9 protein-coding genes are annotated in these 14,403 nt (G+C 62.1%); 3 read left to right on the top strand and 6 right to left on the bottom strand.

Going from position 1 to position 14,403, the window contains the following annotated elements; all coding sequences use genetic code 11:
* Positions 1-7 precede the first annotated feature (7 nt).
* Both JJT62_RS07325 and JJT62_RS07320 read left to right on the top strand, forming a co-directional pair.
* The gene (locus JJT62_RS07325; RefSeq protein ID WP_370568501.1) at positions 8-1,315 is read left to right on the top strand and encodes an efflux RND transporter periplasmic adaptor subunit; all 1,308 of its coding nucleotides are present in this window, start codon (positions 8-10) and stop codon (positions 1,313-1,315) included.
* Positions 1,312-4,500: an efflux RND transporter permease subunit gene (locus tag JJT62_RS07320; RefSeq protein ID WP_202072069.1), complete on the top strand. Its 3,189-nt coding sequence runs from the start codon at positions 1,312-1,314 to the stop codon at positions 4,498-4,500. Before JJT62_RS07325 ends, JJT62_RS07320 begins: the two co-directional genes overlap by 4 nt.
* 190 nt (positions 4,501-4,690) lie before the next feature.
* On the opposite strand, the gene JJT62_RS07315 is transcribed toward JJT62_RS07320, so the two are convergent.
* Positions 4,691-6,484, bottom strand: coding sequence for a sulfatase-like hydrolase/transferase (locus tag JJT62_RS07315; protein WP_202072068.1), 1,794 nt, complete (start codon positions 6,482-6,484; stop codon positions 4,691-4,693).
* A 46-nt stretch (positions 6,485-6,530) separates the two neighbouring features.
* Positions 6,531-7,520, bottom strand: a complete 990-nt coding sequence (locus tag JJT62_RS07310; RefSeq protein WP_202072067.1) for an amidohydrolase family protein — start codon at positions 7,518-7,520, stop codon at positions 6,531-6,533.
* A 231-nt stretch (positions 7,521-7,751) separates the two neighbouring features.
* On the opposite strand from JJT62_RS07310, the gene JJT62_RS19530 reads away from it, so the two are divergent.
* Positions 7,752-8,087: a VanZ family protein gene (locus JJT62_RS19530; RefSeq protein ID WP_370568510.1), complete on the top strand. Its 336-nt coding sequence runs from the start codon at positions 7,752-7,754 to the stop codon at positions 8,085-8,087.
* Positions 8,088-8,237: 150 nt separating this feature from the next.
* On the opposite strand, the gene JJT62_RS07300 is transcribed toward JJT62_RS19530, so the two are convergent.
* From JJT62_RS07300 to JJT62_RS07285, 4 genes are read right to left on the bottom strand one after another with little or no spacing between them, the layout of a single operon-like run.
* Entirely contained in the window at positions 8,238-11,402 is a 3,165-nt protein-coding gene (locus JJT62_RS07300) for an efflux RND transporter permease subunit (protein WP_202072065.1), read from the bottom strand.
* Positions 11,399-12,775 carry an efflux RND transporter periplasmic adaptor subunit gene (locus JJT62_RS07295; protein WP_202072064.1) on the bottom strand — a complete coding sequence of 459 codons (1,377 nt, stop codon included), beginning with the start codon at positions 12,773-12,775 and terminating at the stop codon, positions 11,399-11,401. Before JJT62_RS07295 ends, JJT62_RS07300 begins: the two co-directional genes overlap by 4 nt.
* Positions 12,772-14,004: a TolC family protein gene (locus tag JJT62_RS07290; protein WP_202072063.1), complete on the bottom strand. Its 1,233-nt coding sequence runs from the start codon at positions 14,002-14,004 to the stop codon at positions 12,772-12,774. Before JJT62_RS07290 ends, JJT62_RS07295 begins: the two co-directional genes overlap by 4 nt.
* Complete coding sequence (locus JJT62_RS07285; protein WP_202072062.1) at positions 14,001-14,393, bottom strand: FixH family protein; 393 nt, start codon at positions 14,391-14,393, stop codon at positions 14,001-14,003. The genes JJT62_RS07290 and JJT62_RS07285 overlap by 4 nt, the downstream gene beginning before the upstream one ends.
* Positions 14,394-14,403: the final 10 nt, after the last annotated feature.

The following is a 14,403-nucleotide window of genomic DNA, read 5'->3' as shown; positions in this document are numbered from 1 at the left end:
ATTCGCGATGATGGTCATTATTCATTTGGCGCGAGGCGCGGGCTGCTCAAGAGCTCGCAACGGGACGTCGCGTCCTGGCGCCGCGCTGGCCGTCGTCGGCGCGCTCCTTGGCGGATCGACGCAGCCGTGCCTCGCGGAGTCGGCATGGAGCAAGCTTTTCGGCGCAAGCGATAGTTCCCAACCCCCGGCGCAGGAAAAAACCGCGCAAAGCTCTGCGAGCAAGCCGACGGCCGTGGTCGCCGCTCAATCGGCGGGTCCGTCGGTCCCGGTCGTGCGCCCCAAAGTTCAAAAGGTGACCGAATATATTCAGCTCACCGGCAATGCGACGCCGATCAACACGGTCAACCTCATCGCCCGCGTCGAAGGCTATCTCGAGAAGATTCACTTTCTCGACGGCCAGATCGTCAAGAAGGGCGACATTCTGTTCACGATCCAGCAGCAGCAATACAAGGATCAGCTTCAACAGGCGGAAGCCCAGGTCCGCGCGCTGGAAGCGGCGCTCGTCTATGCGAAGATCGAGACCGCCCGTTACGAAGCGCTGCAAAAGAAGGGCGCGGCGGCGCAGGTCGTCGTCGATCAGTGGAATTTCCAGACCAAAAAAACCGAGGCCGATCTCGCCTCGGCCAGAGCGCAAGTCGACATCGCAAAGCTCAATCTCAGTTACACCGAGGTTCGCGCCCCCTTCGACGGCCAGATGAGCAAGCGTTATGTCGACCCGGGCAATACGGTCGGGGGCTCCGGCCAGCGCACCGTCCTCGCCGACATCCTCCAGCTCGACCCGATCTATGTCGTGGCCAACCTCAGCGAAACGGAATTTCTGACGGTTCGAAAGAACCTGAATCAACGCATGCCGAGCCACGCCGAACTTATGCAGGTTCCCGTCGAGGTCGGCATGGAGAACCAGGGCGATTATCCCTTCCGCGGGACAATTCAATATGTCGCGCCCGGCATCGATCCCAAGACCGGGACGCTCTACGTGCGCGGCGTGCTGGATAATCCCAACCACAGGCTTCTGCCCGGCTTTTTCGTGCAGATTCGTTTGCCGAAAGCCCGCGTATTGCCGGGAGCGTTGCTCGTGCCGGATCGCGCCGTGCAATCGGATCAAGTCGGCCGCTTTCTCTACGTGCTGAACAAGGATGATGTGGTCGAGCAACGCTATGTTCAGCTTGGCGATCTCGACGGCAACCTTCGCGTCATCCTCTCCGGCATTCAGAGCGACGATCGCATCGTCGTCGGGGATTTCTGGCGCGTTTCGGCCGGAGTCAAGGTCACGCCCAGGCTGACGGCAATCGAGGGGAGCGCCGATCAGCAATGATCTCGAAATTCTTTATCGAACATCCCATCCTCGCAAACGTCATTGCGGTCGTGATCGTGGTAATCGGCCTCGTTGCGATGCGGAGCCTGCCGGTCGCCCAATATCCCAATATCGTTCCGCCGACCGTGGTGGTCTCGACCAACTATCCGGGCGCCAGCCCACAGACGGTGATCGACAACGTCGCCCTGCCCATCGAGTTGCAGGTCAATGGCGTCGACAATATGCTTTACATGTCCTCGACGAGCGCGGCCGACGGCAGCTACCAGCTCATCGTGACCTTCAAGATCGGGACGGACCCCGACATGGCGCAGGTGCTCGTCCAGAATCGGGTATCCAATGCGCTGTCTTCGCTTCCTGCCGCCGTACAGTCGCAGGGCGTGACCGTTCAGAAAAAATCCACCGCGATCCTACAGATCATTGCGCTGAATTCGCCAAAGGGAACCTTCGACGCCTCCTTCCTCAGCAATTACGCGACAATCAATCTCGTGAACGAGCTGGCGCGCCTGCATGGCGTCGCCAATGTCACCGTCTTCGGCGCGGCGAAATACGCCATGCGGGTCTGGATGGATCCGCGCAAGCTCTATTCCTTCGGACTGACGCCCCAGGATGTCAGCACCGCCATCAATCAACAAAGCCAGCTCGTGGCGGCCGGACAGACAGGCATGCCGCCCGCCGCGAAAAATCAGGATTTCCAATACACGGTCGATATTCGCTCACGCTTCAACGATCCCGGGGAGTTCGAGAACATCATCGTGAAGTCCGAAGGGACGGTTCAGGGCGGACGTCTCGTCAGGGTCAAGGATATCGGCCGAGTCGAGCTTGGCTCGCAGAACTACTCGCAACAATGCAAGATGAACGATCGTCCCGCGGGCTGCATCGCCATTTTCCAGACGCCGGACGCCAACGCGATTCAGGTTTCGCAGGAGGTGCGCGCCAAGATGGTGGAGCTGGCGCGGCGTTTCCCGCAGGATCTGCAATATACCCTTCCCCTCGACACCACGGATTTCGTCAAAACCTCCATCAATGAGGTTTACACGACGCTGTACGAGGCCGGCATCCTCGTCCTTGTCGTCATTCTGGTGTTTTTGCAAAACTTCCGCGCGACGCTCGTCCCCGCGACGACCGTGCCGGTGACAATCATTGGCGCCTTCGCCGGCATGGCGGCGCTGGGTTACAGCATCAACATGTCGACCCTGTTCGGCGTCGTGCTGGCGATTGGCATTGTCGTCGACGACGCCATCGTCATCGTCGAGGGCGCGTCGAAATATATCGAGCAGGGCATGTCCGGCCATGACGCCGCGATCCGCGCCATGAAAGAGTTGTTCGGGCCGATCATCGGCATCACCCTCGTCCTGATGGCCGTTTTCGTCCCGCCCGCTTTTTTGCCCGGGCTCTCGGGCAAGATGCTCGCGCAATTCGCTGTCGTCATCGCGACGACAGCGCTCATCAGCGCGATCAATGCGGCGACCTTGAAGCCGACGCAATGCGCCCAGTGGCTGCGCCCACAACAGGCTGAAAACACCAACGCCTTTTATCGCGCCTTCAACATTGCCTATAATTACCTCGAAGGCATCTACATCCGCTTCGTCGGCGTGCTGGTGGCGCGTTCGAAAATGGTTGTGCTGATCGGTCTCGCGATTTCGGCTTTGGCTGTGTGGGGGATCGCGCGTTTGCCGAAAGCCTTCATCCCCAACGAGGACCAGGGCTATCTAATCGTGGTGGCGCAACTGCCGGAAGGCGCGTCGCTCGAACGCACGGCCAACACTTTGAGCGAAGCGGCGCGCAGCGGGATGTCGACGCCCGGCGTGAAGAATGTGATCACCATCGCCGGCGTTTCGGTGCTCGACAACAACGCCGTGCTCTCCAACGCCGGAGTCGCCTATTTGGCCCTCGATGACTGGGACGCGCGCGGAAAGGCCAAGGACCAGGACATAGCGTCGCTTACGAAAATTGTACAGAAGAAGTTGGCGAGCATCTCGGACGGCCTGGCGGTCGTGGTGGCGCCGCCCGCCATCCAGGGCGTCGGAAACGCCTCTGGCTTCCAGATGCAAGTGAATTTGATGGGCGGCAGCTTCGACTATGCGAAACTGGGCGTGGCGGCGCAAAACATGGTGAAAAATGCGCAGGCCGACGCCGCGCTGCAGCAGCCTTCCACCACTTTCCGGGCCAATTCGCCGCATGTCGGGCTGAACGTCGACCGCGTTCAGGCAGAGACGGTCAAAGTTTCCGTCGGAGACGTCTTCTCGGCGCTGACGTCTTATGTCGGCTCCTCCTATGTCAGCCAATTCACCAAGTTCGGGCAGGTCCTGCAAGTCTATGTGCAGGCTGACTCGCAATTTCGCCTTCAACCGGAAGACCTGTTGAACATGTATGTTCGCGGGACGGACGGGAACATGGTGGCGATCGGAACGCTCGCGCAACTGACGCAAACCTCGGCGCCTCCCCTGATTACGCTCTTCAATCTCTACCCCTCCGCCACGATCACGGGAGGGTCTGCGCCGGGCGTCAGCTCGGGCCAGGCGATGGAGCACATGGAGTCCGTGGCCGCCAAAACCTTGCCGAGCGACATGGGCTACGCGTGGAGCGCCGTCTCCTATCAGGAGGAGATCACGGGAAACCTGCTTTATCTGGGTTTCGCCATGTCCGTGCTTCTCGTCTATCTCGTGCTCGCGGGTCAATATGAAAGCTGGCTGCTGCCGCTGGCGGTGATCGCGGCCGTTCCCCTGGCTCTGGTCGGGCCGGCCTTGACCCTGACCAGCCTCGGCATCGACAATAATCTTTATGTGCAGATCGGACTGATGCTGCTGATCGCCCTTTCGGCCAAGAACGGCATCTTGATCGTCGAGGTCGCGCGCGAAGCGCGCCTCAATGACGGCAAGCCGATACTGGAATCGGCGATCGACGCGGCGCGCTCGCGCTTTCGTCCCATCCTGATGACGTCGATCGCCTTTATTCTCGGCGTTCTCCCGCTCGTTTTGGCGACGGGCGCCGGCGCCAATTCCCGCAGGTCGCTCGGCACCAGCGTCTTCACCGGAATGATTTCGTCGACCGTCCTCGCGGTTCTCCTCGTGCCGGCGTTCTTCGTGGTGCTGCAGACGCTGGACGAGCGCTGGCGCGGAAACTCTCACACCCCGAAGAAGACGGAGCCCAAGACTCTGGAAGAAATGGAGGCGGAAATTGCCTGATCCCCTGCGGGCGGCTTAGGCGAGATCCGCTTGATTGGTTCGGTGTCATTCCCGACGCTCGCGAAGCGAGCGATCGGGAATCCAGAGCAAAACCGCTCTCGTGGATCTGGATTCCCGGTCGGGCTTTCAGCCCGCCGGGAATGACAAGCCCCAATGCGAGCTGTTCAAACGAGGCGGCGACCTTCGGAGATCAGCGCTCGCTCTTGGGAGAGAAACGCCACTTGCCGTTTCGGATCGGCAGGAAACTGCCGTCATCCACGCCCACTTCGTTCGCAACCAGCGTGTTGAGCTTGGCGTTGAGGGCCATGATCAGTTCGCCTCGCTCCTTGGGTTTCATGGCGAGATTCTCGACTTCCTCGGGATCGCTCTTGTGGTCGAAGAGCTCGAGGTCGTTCCTGGCCAGTAGCTCTTCCATTGTCGTGGGCGTGTTGAACTGCAAGGGCGAAAAGTAGCGCGAGAAACGATAGCGCCCGTCGAACACGCTGCGCATCGACACCCGGTGGTGAAAGTTCGGCTCTTTCTGTTTCAGAGCCTTGATCTTTTTCTTATCGGGAACCTTCGCCGACTCCATGAAGTCGTACAGATTGGCGATCCAGAAGGCGTCCTGAAACAGCAGCATGTCGAAGCAGAACAGCGCGCCGGACCGCAGCGTGTCTTCCTTCGCTGTCGCTGGGCTCTTCAGAAGCGCCGAAATGTCCCTGCCCTTCAACCCCTCCGAAGCCTGCTTGATTTTTTCCTTATCGAGCCCCGTCAGGCCAAGGATGGTCGGCGCGAGGTCGATTTGCGATGTGACCGCGTTGCACTCCACGCCGCCCGGATATGCCGGATGATAGATCATGAGCGGCACGTGGTTTTGCTGGCGGTAGGCGGAATTGCCCTTGCCCCGCATCTGATGGCAGCCGCCATACTCGCCATGGTCCGAGGTGAAGATAACAATCGTATTCTTGTCGAGCCTGTGCGCCTTCAACGCCTCCAGGACACGCATGACCCGGCGGTCGCAGTCGCGAATGCAGTTGAAGTAATAGTTCTGCAGGAGACGCCAGCGGCGGTCTTCATCGGGCCACTCGCCAGAGAAGAGATATTGAATATCGCCGTAGATCTTGTGGGCCTCGGGACGGCCTGGCGCGTCGAGAGGCTGGCTGCGCGTGCTGGGTAAAGGAACGCCGTCCCAACTGGCCGAGTAAATCTCGTCATCGGGCGGCGGCGCAATGCCAAGTGCGTGCTTCTTGCCTTGGACAGGGCGCCCGGGAAGGTCGGCATCGATATACATCACATCGTGTGGATTGACGAAGTTTACGGCCATGAACCAAGGCTTGCCCTCGGCCCGCAGTTTCTCGCCCTCGGTTCGCATCCAGGTGATCGCGATCGACGCCGTATCCGCGTCGTACCGGTAGCCGCCGAGTTCCTTATCGATGATGTCGCCGTAGCCGAAAAAATCCTTGAAGCCATAGCTCTCGAGGATTTTCCGGTACTCCTGCACCGGCGCCTCAAACGGGCGCTTGGCCTGATCGAGGTTATACGAGAGGTGCCATTTGCCCTGGTAAACCGGATAGTAGCCGAGCTGCTGCAGGCGGTCGCCGACGGTTCTCACCTTCGTCGACATGTCCGGCTGCCACAGATAGTTCATCAGATCGAAGACGCCCGTGTGTTGAATATGCTGGCCGGTGTAAATGACCGAGCGGGCCGGCGAGCATACCGAGGCGCCAATCTGGTGGTTGTTGAATGTGACGCCGTTCTTCTTGAGCCACTCGCGGGCCGGGACCGGGAATGGCCACTTAGGAAAAAACCGCTCCTGATCCACCAGGATGAAAAGGATGTTGTAACCTTGCGGCGGCAATTCGGGCGCGGTGGCGGTGTTGTTTTGTGGAAGCTCGCTGTGAGCGTTGGCCTGCGTCTGAGGAACGACGCTCGCGCCAACAAGGGTGGCGCTGGACGTCAGTATGGCGCGACGAGAAGGATTTGTCAGATCGTCACCGTTCTTCATCGCGCTTCTCTCGTGACTAAACGTGTTGGGCCAATCGACGGCGCGGCTAGGCGCCGTCGCCGCCTAATTTGAACAGCTTCTGCGCGTTCGTTCGGCCGATTTTACGGCGGTCGCCTTCGCTCATATCGACCGCATCGAACCAAAGGGCGGCTTGGTCGATGTTTTCGAAAGGCCAATCCGTCGAGAACAGGACGTGGTCGGCGCCCAGTTCGGCAATCGCGCACATCAGCGTCGGCGTGTGAAAGTTGCCCGACGTCGTCAGGTAGAAGTTTTCCTGGAAATAGTCGCGAAGGCCGCGCTTCGCTTTGTGCTTGGGCGGCGCCTTGGCCCATGCGTTGTGATGATCGACGCGCCAGATGCTGTAAGGGAGCCCTTCACCGAGATGCCCCATGATGATGGCCAGGCCAGGATGCTCGTCGAAGAGGCCCGATCCCATCAAGCGCAAGGCATGCACCGCCGTTTCGCTGCCGAAGGCCCAGGTGGGCCCCATGAGCCATTCCTGCCCCTCGTAAACGCCGGCGTTGCGCGGCAGCGGATTACGCGGATGAAGGTAGAATGGCGCGCCGAGTTGCTCCATGAGCGCCCAGAACGGACGGTACCTCGGCATGTCGTAATACAGAGCCTCACGGTCGGCGCCAAGCTCGGTGAAGCCGTTCACAAGGGCGCCGCGAAAGCCGAGGGCGCCGATGCAGCGCTCCAACTCAACACAGGCCGCGTCCGGGTCCTGCATCGGCAGCGCCGCAAAGCCTTGAAACCGATCCGGTCGTTTGGCGACCTGTTCCGCAAGATAATCGTTCAAGCGTCGGGCGGTTTCGATGGCCGTGGGGGCGTCTGGAATCTCTTGTATTCCGGGCGAGGTCAGCGACAGGATCATCATCTCCATGCCGTATTCGTCCATCAGCCGCAGACGGCGGTCGTGGATGTCGAGAATCCTGCTTTTCAGCACGTCCCAACGGTCGGCAGGCACGACGCCTTCGGAATCGTGAAGAAAATCCGCCGTGCCGAAATGCTCCTCGAGCCCGATCTTCCCGTCCATGATGTCCCTCTGCCGCTTCTGCCCAAACATTGCCGGAGGTGACAAGCTTAGCGTGGATCTGTCAACCGACGCTTACTATTTGCACGGGCATTCGGTAAGTCGGCGTTTGCTAAGGGACTGCTTTCCAGACGCCGGGTTTGAGATACATATTGAGCACGTCCTTTCCTTTCGCTCGGGCGGGCGAAAGGTGACGACGATGGAGAAGTGAACGTGGCGAGCGCAGCTCATCGAATGATCCGCATGCTCGCTTGGGCATGCGTCTTGGCGATCCTGGCGCTTTCACTGGCGCCCGGCGACGCTCGCCCGCACACTGCTCTGCCGGGAAAGCTCGAACATTTTATCGCCTATGCAGGAACGGGGCTCCTTTTCAGCATTGCGTATCGACGCCGTAGAACGCGGGCGCTGATTTGGGGCGCGCTCGTTATCGCGAGCGTCGTCTTGGAGGGGATTCAGAGTTTCATCCCCGGGCGGTCGCCCGACCTTCTCGACGCCTTAGCCAGCTCAACGGGACTGACCGTTGGGCTCGCATGTGGCGCCGCCTTGGCGCGTCTCTGGCCCCGCGCCTGACCCAGAGCCCGTCATTGCGAGCGAAGCGAAGCAATCCAGGGCAGCGATGCGGCGCTGGTTTGCTTCGTCGGCTCCGCCTCCTCGCAACGACGGCAGTATTTCCGATCGCTCGTTTTGCGAGCGTCGGGATCAACACCGAACCACAAAGGCCTACACCGGCCCCGCCATCGACTTTGTAACCACGCGCAAGCTCGGTTGATCGTCCGCCGGCAAGCCCACGCCCTTGATCAAAGCGTAGATCGCCGGAATGACCAAAAGCGTCAGCAAGGTCGACGACACCATCCCGCCGATCATCGGGACCGCGATGCGCTGCATGACCTCCGACCCCGCGCCGGTGCTCCAAAGGATCGGCACGAGCCCGGCCATGATGGCCACGACCGTCATCATCTTTGGGCGCACGCGCTCCACGGCGCCGAGCATGATGGCCTTGTGAAGATCCATCTTCGTGAAGGCTTTCCCTTCCGCGGCGCGTTGGGCCGCGATCTCCTGCCGCGCGGCGTCGAGATAGATGAGCATGACGACGCCGGTCTCGGCCGCGACGCCTGCAAGCGCGATGAAACCCACGCCCACGGCGACTGACATGTTGAAGTTCATGAACCACATCAGCCAAACGCCGCCGACAAGCGCGAAGGGCAAGGACAGCATGACGATGAGCGTCTCGGTGATCTTGCGGAAATTCAGATAGAGCAGCAGGAAAATGATCGCGAGCGTCACCGGCACGACGACGCGCATGCGCGCTTCCGCGCGTTCGAGATATTCATATTGGCCGCTCCAGACAGCATAGGAGCCGGCGGGGAATTGAACCGCCTCGGAGACGGCCTTTTGCGCCTCGGTCACGAAGCCGCCAATGTCGCGGTCCCGAACATCGACGAAGATATAGACGGCGAGCTGCCCGTTCTCCGTGCGGATCGACGTCGGGCCGCGAACCAGCTCCACCTTCGCGACCTCGCCCAGCGGGATCGTTCCGCCCCCAGCGAGCGGGATCAGCACGTCGCTCGCAATCGCCCTTGGACTCGATCGGAAGTCGCGCGGATAGCGGACGTTCACGCCGTAGCGCTCGCGCCCCTCCACTGTGGTGGTCACTGTTTCGCCGCCGAGGGCCGTGGCAATGGTCGCCTGCACGTCGTCCATCATCAGTCCGTAACGCGCGAGCGCTGCGCGATCAGGGATGATGTCGAGATAGTAACCGCCCATGACGCGCTCGGCATAAGCGGACGCGGCGCCACGAACGCCTTTCACGACCTTCTCGACCTGGCGCGCGAGTCCTTCGAGCTGCGCGAGATCGCGCCCCATGATCTTGACGCCGACGGGCGTGCGAATGCCGGTGGCGAGCATGTCGATGCGATTGCGGATCGGCATGGTCCAGGCGTTGGAGACGCCAGGAAATTGCAGCGCCGCGTCCATGTCGGCGACGAGACTTTCGACGGTCACGCCGGGCCGCCACTCCGCTTTCGGCTTGAGATCGATGACCGTCTCGAACATTTCGAGCGGCGCCGGGTCTGTCGCCGTCGCTGCGCGGCCCGCCTTGCCGAAGGTGGATTTCACTTCCGGAAAGGATTTGATGATCCGGTCCTGCGTCTGCAGCAATTGCGCGGCCTTGGTCACCGAAAGCCCCGGCAGCGTCGTCGGCATGTAGAGCAGCGCGCCTTCGTTGAGCGCCGGCATGAATTCGGAGCCGAGCTGGCGTGCGGGAATGATCGTGACGGCGACGGCCGCGAGCGCCAGAACGACGGTTGGAATTTTCGAACGCATCACGAGGCGGATGATCGGCCGATAGATATAGATGAGCGCCCGATTGATCGGGTTTCTCTCCTCGGATACGATCTTGCCGCGCACGAAAATCACCATCAGCGCCGGAACCAGCGTGACCGACAGAAGCGCCGACGACGCCATGGCGAAGGTCTTCGTATAAGCGAGCGGACTGAAGAGACGCCCTTCCTGCGACTCCAAAGTGAAGATCGGCAGGAAGGACACGGTGATGATCAGCAGGCTGAAGAACAGCGCCGGGCCGACTTCGGTCGCGGCGTCGATCAATATATCGATGCGCGGCGTATCGGGCGGGGCGCGCTCCAGACGTTTGTGCGCGTTCTCGATCATGACGATCGCCGCGTCGACCATGGCGCCGATGGCGATGGCGATGCCCCCGAGGCTCATGATGTTGGAGCCGAGCCCCAGGGCCTTCATTGCCGCGAAGGCCATCAGCACGCCGACCGGCAGCATGATGATGGCCACCAGCGCGCTGCGGAAATGCAAAAGGAAGACGACGCAGACGAGCGCGACGATGACGCTTTCCTCGACGAGCGCGCCGCGCAGCGTTTCGATCGCCGCATGGATGAGCTCTGAGCGGTCATAGACCGGGACGATCTCGACACCCTTGGGCAGGCTCGGCGCAAGCTGCGCCAGAGCCGCCTTGACGTTGTCGATGACCGTGAGGGCGTTGGCGCCGTAGCGTTGCAGCGCAATGCCGCTCGCGACCTCGCCCTCGCCGTTGAGCTCCGTGATGCCGCGGCGCTCATCGGGGCCGAGCTCTATGCGCGCCACATCCTTGAGGAGCAGCGGCGTGCCTCCACCGACGCGCAGCACGATGTTTTCGAGGTCAGTGACGCCCTTCAGATAGCCGCGGCCGCGCACGATGAATTCGAACTCCGAAAGTTCGACCGTGCGGCCCCCAACATCAGCATTATTGGCGCGGATGACTTCGCGAATGCGCGAGAGCGGGATGTTGAGCGCGCGCAGGCGATTGGGATCGACGACGACGTTATATTGACGAACAAAGCCGCCGACGCTTGCGACCTCGGCGACTCCTTCGGCCTTGGCGAGCCCGTAGCGCAGCGTCCAATCCTGCAGCGAGCGCAGTTCGGCGAGCGTCATTTCCTTGGCGACGAGCGCATATTGATAGACCCAGCCGACGCCCGTGGCGTCCGGACCGAGCACCGGCGCGGCGCCCGCGGGCAAGCGCTTTGTCGCCGCGCTCAAATATTCGAGCACGCGCGAGCGCGCCCAATAGACGTCGACCCCGTCCTCGAAGATGACATAGACGAAAGAGACGCCGAAGAAGGAGAAGCCGCGCACGACTTTGGAGCGCGGCACAGTGAGCATGGCGCTCGTGAGAGGATAGGTGACCTGATCCTCGACCACCTGCGGCGCCTGCCCAGGATATTCCGTATAGACGATCGCCTGCACGTCGGAGAGATCCGGGATGGCGTCGAGCGGCAGCGTGCGCAGCGCATAGAGTCCCGCGGCGACGGCGAAGGCCGTTCCCACAAAGATGAGCACAAGATTGCGGGCCGACCAAGCAATGAGGCGGCCAATCATTTCCCCGCCTCACTGTGATCGAGCGCCTGCAGTGCAGCTTTGAGATTGCTCTCGGCGTCGATCAGGAAATTCGCCGACGTCACGATGCGGTCGCCCTCAGCAAGGCCGCTGGCAATTTCCGCATAGCCGTCGCCGCGCTTCCCGATCTTGATTTCGCGCGGCTCGAAATGCCCCTCACCCTTATCGAGGATGACGACCTGTCGCTTGCCGGCGTCGATGATCGCGCTCTCGGGCGCGGCCAGAACCTTCTCCTTGCCGCCCGCTTCGATCTCGACGTCGGCGAACATATCGCCGAGCAGGCGCCCTTCCGGATTTGGCAGCTCGATGCGCACGCGGGCCGTGCGCGTCTCCATATTCAGATGCGGATAGATGAGCGCGACGCGTCCTTTGAATGGATGATCGGGGTAGGAGCGCGCGCGGATGATCGCCGTTTGCCCCGGCGCCACGGCCTCCACGTCGCGCTCGGGTATGTCCGCCAAAATCCAAACGATGCTGTGGTCGACGATGCGAAACAGCGTCTCGCCCGGCGCCGCGCGCATCCCGCTCAGCGCCGTGCGCTCGATGACATGGCCGTCCTGCGGCGCGGGCCAGTCGATGACGCGCGGAACGCGGCGGCTGCGGGCGATGGCGGCTATCGTCGCGTTGTCGAGTCCGAGATTGACGAGGCGGCGCCGCGCCCCTTCCATGCGCGCCGCCGAATGCGCGTTGAGCACGGCGACATATTCCGCGGCTGCGCTGGAGAGGTCGGGCCCATAGACGCGCATGAGCGGCTGGCCCTTATGCACATAATCGCCCTCGGCGACCTTCTCGACGGATTCGATGAAGCCCTCGAAGCGCAGCGCGACAACCGCGGTGCGCCGCGGATCGAAATCCACACGGCCCGCGGCGCGAACAGGAACGGTCACAGCCCGTCGCTCGACAGGCTCCGAACGCACGCCCGTCTTTTGCAGCTTTCCAGGGCTGATGGTGACGGTCGAAACGTCCTGCGCTTCGTCCTCATAAACCGGGACATAATCCATCCCCATCGGGTCTTTCTTGGGAACGGGCGACGTGTCCGGAAGGCCCATGGGGTTGCGATAGTAGCGAATGCGCCGGCCGGACGATTGCGTTTGCGCAACTTCCGGCGGCTTGTCCTCGAAGGAGACATCCTCGCTGGCGCGGACAGCGACATAGTCCTTGCCGGCGGCGTTCTTCTTCGGCTTTATCGAATAGAAGGGGCCATCCGGATCACGGTAGTAGATGATTGGGCCGGTCCCTTGCGCATGCATCTCGCCGGCGTTGCGCGGCGTCTCTGCGCGCCACAGCCACAGGCCGGCGGCGCCGAGCGCGACAGCGGCGAGGACGGCCGAAAAAATGAGTTTTGCGCGGCTCATAGCGCGCCTCCTGCCAGACGTTCGAGGTCGGCGTATTTGCTCTGCTCCTCGACCTTCAAAGCGAGAAGCTCCAGTTCGACGGCGCGCAGGCGCCGCTCGGATTCGAGAAGCGTCGCGAGATTGGTCGTTCCGGCGTCGAAACCGCTGCGCGCCGTCTCGACAGACAGCCGCGCCGGGGGAAGCTGGCGCTGCTCGAAGATTTTGATCGCCTTGCGGATGGCCTCCAAGCGATACCACGCCTCGGCGACGTCTCCGTCGAGGCGGATACGAAGCGCGTCGTTGCGCGCCTGCGCGGCCCCGAGACTGGCGCTGGCCGCGCGCTGCTCGGCGTCCTTCGCTTCATATTGCAGCGGCACTTTGAAGCCCAGCAGGAACATGCCGCTGTTTTCGCCGCTCTGGCGCTGCACGAAATTCGCGCCGGCGGTGATGTCCGGATAGTAGTTGAGGTCGGTCAATTCCTTCTTGGTCGTGGCGGAGCGCACCTGCGCATGCGTCGCCGCGAGCTGGGGATTCGACGACCGGGCAAGATCCTGGACGCCGGAGAGCGTCAGCTTTGTTCTCAGCGGCGGAAAGCCCTTGGACGGCGCCAGCGGCGCACGCGCGTCGCGGCCGATGAGCGCATTCAAGCGCGCGGCCGATGATTTGACGTCCCCTTCTCTGCGGGCGACGTCGGCGGCCGCGGTGGCCGCCTCCAGCTCGGACCTGATGACCTCCTGCTGATCGACCGAGCTCGCGCCATAACGCAGCCGCAGCAGCTCCAGGAGCTGATCGACGCGCTGCTGGAGCGACCTCGATAATTCCAGCGCGCGCTGGGCGGCGCTGTATTGAGCATAGGCCGTCTTCACACGAGCGACGAGATCGACCTCCATCGCCTGGCTCTGATGCCGCGACGCATCGGCGTCCGCCTGGGCGACGCCTTTTTCGAGGTCCGTCTTACCCCAGAGCCTGAAGGTCTGCTCGACGCCGATCCAGCGCTGGCCGACGCCCTTGCTGTTCACGTCCCATGCCTGCAGGGTGACCGTCGGGTCGGGTTGAACCCCGGCGGCGCCCACGCGCTGCAAGGCCGCGTCGGCGTCGAGAACCGCGGCCGCGAGCTCTGGACTGAGCCGCCTGGCCAAGGCCACCACGCTCTCCGCCGTCGCGCCGGGCGGACTCCTTTCCGCCCCCGAAACAGGCGAAGCGAAAACGCCTGTCGCGACGCAGATCGACAAAAAAACGAGTCGCCTCATGGAGTCGCCTGCAAGATCAGCCGGCCCTGGAGCGTTCCGGTCTCTCCCTGAATCTTCGCCGCGATGGACATGCGCCAGCGTCCCTCATCCGTCAGATCGACCTTGAAGCGGTAAAGGCCAGGCTCAGGGCTTTGCGTCAGTTCGATGGCGCTCGTCATCGATTCCATGTCGTCCGGCGCCATGTCGAGTCGCGTGGCGAAAATAATGGCGTCGCCAACAAGTTTGCCGTCCGGTTTATGGACCAGGCGCACATCGGCGAAGCTTTGCCCCGTTTTGATTCGAGTTTGAACCAGTTGAAATGCGTAATCGTCGACCGCCGCGCGGGCATATCCGAGGCCGAGCGCGAAGACAGCCGTCGCGCCGACAAGCCGCAAGAAGTTCTGTCGCATCTGAGTTCTC

The organism is Methylocystis sp. Sn-Cys (genome assembly GCF_016745395.1).
Classification (GTDB): Bacteria; Pseudomonadota; Alphaproteobacteria; order Rhizobiales; family Beijerinckiaceae; genus Methylocystis; species Methylocystis iwaonis.
Note: the sequence above shows the minus strand (reverse complement) of the source record. Positions and strands in the feature narration are given on the sequence as shown.

Coding starts and splice junctions, on each gene's coding strand:
- JJT62_RS07325 (WP_370568501.1), top strand. CDS start 8: ATGATGGTCATTATTCATTTGGCGCGAGGCGCGGGCTGCTCAAGAGCT.
- JJT62_RS07320 (WP_202072069.1), top strand. CDS start 1,312: ATGATCTCGAAATTCTTTATCGAACATCCCATCCTCGCAAACGTCATT.
- JJT62_RS07315 (WP_202072068.1), bottom strand. CDS start 6,484: ATGAAGAACGGTGACGATCTGACAAATCCTTCTCGTCGCGCCATACTG.
- JJT62_RS07310 (WP_202072067.1), bottom strand. CDS start 7,520: ATGGACGGGAAGATCGGGCTCGAGGAGCATTTCGGCACGGCGGATTTT.
- JJT62_RS19530 (WP_370568510.1), top strand. CDS start 7,752: ATGATCCGCATGCTCGCTTGGGCATGCGTCTTGGCGATCCTGGCGCTT.
- JJT62_RS07300 (WP_202072065.1), bottom strand. CDS start 11,402: ATGATTGGCCGCCTCATTGCTTGGTCGGCCCGCAATCTTGTGCTCATC.
- JJT62_RS07295 (WP_202072064.1), bottom strand. CDS start 12,775: ATGAGCCGCGCAAAACTCATTTTTTCGGCCGTCCTCGCCGCTGTCGCG.
- JJT62_RS07290 (WP_202072063.1), bottom strand. CDS start 14,004: ATGAGGCGACTCGTTTTTTTGTCGATCTGCGTCGCGACAGGCGTTTTC.
- JJT62_RS07285 (WP_202072062.1), bottom strand. CDS start 14,393: ATGCGACAGAACTTCTTGCGGCTTGTCGGCGCGACGGCTGTCTTCGCG.